The sequence below is a fragment of the Mesorhizobium sp. M7A.F.Ca.CA.002.09.1.1 genome (assembly GCF_003998555.1).
GTDB lineage: Bacteria > Pseudomonadota > Alphaproteobacteria > Rhizobiales > Rhizobiaceae > Mesorhizobium > Mesorhizobium ciceri.
Map to the genome: position 1 here is coordinate 1 of NZ_RZRR01000859.1, position 2,402 is coordinate 2,402.

The following is a 2,402-nucleotide window of genomic DNA, read 5'->3' on the forward strand; positions in this document are numbered from 1 at the left end:
TTCTTGCCCTTCACGGTGTTGTCGACCGAGATGCCCTTGGTGAGCCTGCCCGAATAGATGCGCGCAAAGGTCAGCGAACCGACGAACGGGTCGTTCATGATCTTGAAGGCGAGCATCGACAGCGGCTCGTTGTCGTCGGCATGACGCTCGATCTCGGCGTCGGTCTTGGCATCGACGCCCTTGATGGCGGGAACATCGGCCGGCGACGGCAGATATTCGACAACGGCGTCGAGCAGCGGCTGCACGCCCTTGTTCTTGAAGGCCGAGCCACAGAACATCGGGTAGAACTTGACCGCGATGGTGCCCTTGCGGATCAGCGCGCGAATCTCGTCATTCGACGGCATCTTGCCTTCGAGGTAATTCTCAAGCGCCGTCTCGTCCATTTCGACGGCAGCCTCGATCATCTTCTCGCGGTATTCTTCGGCACGAGCCTTGAGGTCGTCCGGGATCTCGACGATGTCCCAGGCAGCGCCCAGCGTCTCGTCGCGCCAGACCAGCGCGTTCATCTCGACGAGGTCGACAACGCCCTTGAACTCGGTCTCGGCGCCAATCGGCAGCTGCATGACAACAGCATGCGCACCGAGGCGCGAGCCGATCATCTCGACCGAGCGATAGAAGTCGGCGCCGATCTTGTCCATCTTGTTGCAGAAGATCATGCGCGGAACGCGATATTTGTCGGCCTGGCGCCAGACAGTCTCGGTCTGCGGCTCAACACCGGCATTGGCATCGAGCAGCGCGATGGCGCCGTCGAGCACGCGCAGCGAACGCTCGACCTCGATGGTGAAGTCGACGTGGCCGGGGGTGTCGATGATGTTGAAGCGGTGCATCTTGCCGTCACGAGCCTTCCAGAAGGTCGTGGTCGCGGCGGACGTGATGGTGATGCCGCGCTCCTGCTCCTGCTCCATCCAATCCATGGTGGCAGCGCCGTCGTGGACTTCGCCGATCTTGTGCGACTTGCCCGTGTAGTAGAGGACGCGCTCGGTGGTCGTCGTCTTGCCGGCGTCAATATGCGCCATGATACCGAAATTGCGGTAGTCTTCGATTTTGTATTCGCGGGCCATCGTAGCTGCCTCTCAGTCTCGTTCGCGCTTTACCAGCGGTAGTGCGCGAAAGCGCGGTTGGCTTCAGCCATCTTGTGGGTGTCTTCACGCTTCTTGACAGCGGTGCCGCGGTTGTTGGCCGCGTCCATCAGCTCGCCGGAGAGGCGGTCGACCATCGTGGTCTCGTTGCGGTTGCGGGCCGCAGCAATCAGCCAGCGAATGGCCAATGCCTGGCGGCGCTCGGGGCGCACGTCGACCGGAACCTGGTAGGTGGCGCCGCCGACACGACGCGAACGCACTTCCACATGCGGCGCGACATTGTCGAGCGCCTGATGGAAGACGGTGACCGGCTCCTGCTTGGTCTTCGACTGAACCTGGTCGAGCGCGCCGTAGACGATGGTCTCGGCGACCGACTTCTTGCCGTCATACATGACGGCGTTCATGAACTTGGTGACGATCAGATCGCCGAACTTCGGGTCCGGATTGATCTCACGCTTTTCTGCACTGTGACGACGCGACATGGCTTTTGTCTCTCAATCTCATAGCCCGACGCACTCAAGGAGCGCCAAGGCCGGAAAATCTTACTTCGGACGCTTGGCGCCGTACTTCGAACGGCGCTGCTTGCGGTTCTTCACACCCTGCGTGTCGAGCACGCCGCGGATGATGTGGTAGCGAACGCCCGGAAGATCCTTGACGCGGCCGCCGCGGATCATCACCACGGAGTGCTCCTGAAGGTTGTGGCCTTCGCCGGGGATGTACCCGATCACTTCAAAACCATTGGTCAGGCGGATCTTGGCCACCTTGCGCAGCGCCGAGTTCGGCTTCTTCGGCGTCGTTGTATAGACGCGCGTGCAGACGCCCCGCTTCTGCGGGTTCTGCTGCATGGCCGGGACCTTGTTGCGCTTCACCGGCGCAATGCGCGGCTTGCGGATCAGCTGGTTGACGGTAGGCATTAAACCCTCTTGTCTCTCAATTCCGTGTCTCGCCCGGTCAGGGCCGCTCAAAGCGTCATTTCCATACGCAAATTCGGGCCATAAACCGCGCCTCGCGGTCTTGCCCGAACAAAAGGCAGAGGAAGCGGAAGCCGCTTCGTGCACGCCGGAAATGTCTTTTCGCTCGTAAAACGAACCCTGTTTGAGGCAAACTCCAAAGCGTGTCGCTTCGGAAGGGAGAGCCTCACATCGGTTCTGACTGGGCGGCTTCTACCCGTAAGACCGCGGACCGTCAAGCCCGGAGCACCAAATATTGCGCGCCGACCAAGGCTTGGCAGCCATGCGAAAACCGCATGTAATTTTCTTTCGCATTTTTGCAAGAGCGAGGAAGAAAGTGACAAGCCTTCAGGCAAAGTGAATGGGTTTGCGC

The 2,402-nt window shown here is 60.5% G+C and carries 3 protein-coding genes; all 3 read right to left on the reverse strand.

What is annotated here, in order from left to right:
- Nucleotides 1-1,061: GTP-binding protein (locus EN994_RS27405; RefSeq protein ID WP_127307965.1), on the reverse strand; the 1,061-nt coding region annotated here is incomplete at its 3' end.
- Between the two features lie 29 nt (nt 1,062-1,090).
- Nucleotides 1,091-1,561, reverse strand: coding sequence for a 30S ribosomal protein S7 (gene rpsG / locus EN994_RS27410; RefSeq protein WP_008875664.1), 471 nt, complete (start codon nt 1,559-1,561; stop codon nt 1,091-1,093).
- Between the two features lie 60 nt (nt 1,562-1,621).
- A complete protein-coding gene (gene rpsL / locus EN994_RS27415) occupies nt 1,622-1,993 on the reverse strand; it encodes a 30S ribosomal protein S12 (RefSeq protein ID WP_006333356.1) in 372 nt (123 codons plus the stop codon).
- Nucleotides 1,994-2,402 lie beyond the last annotated feature (409 nt).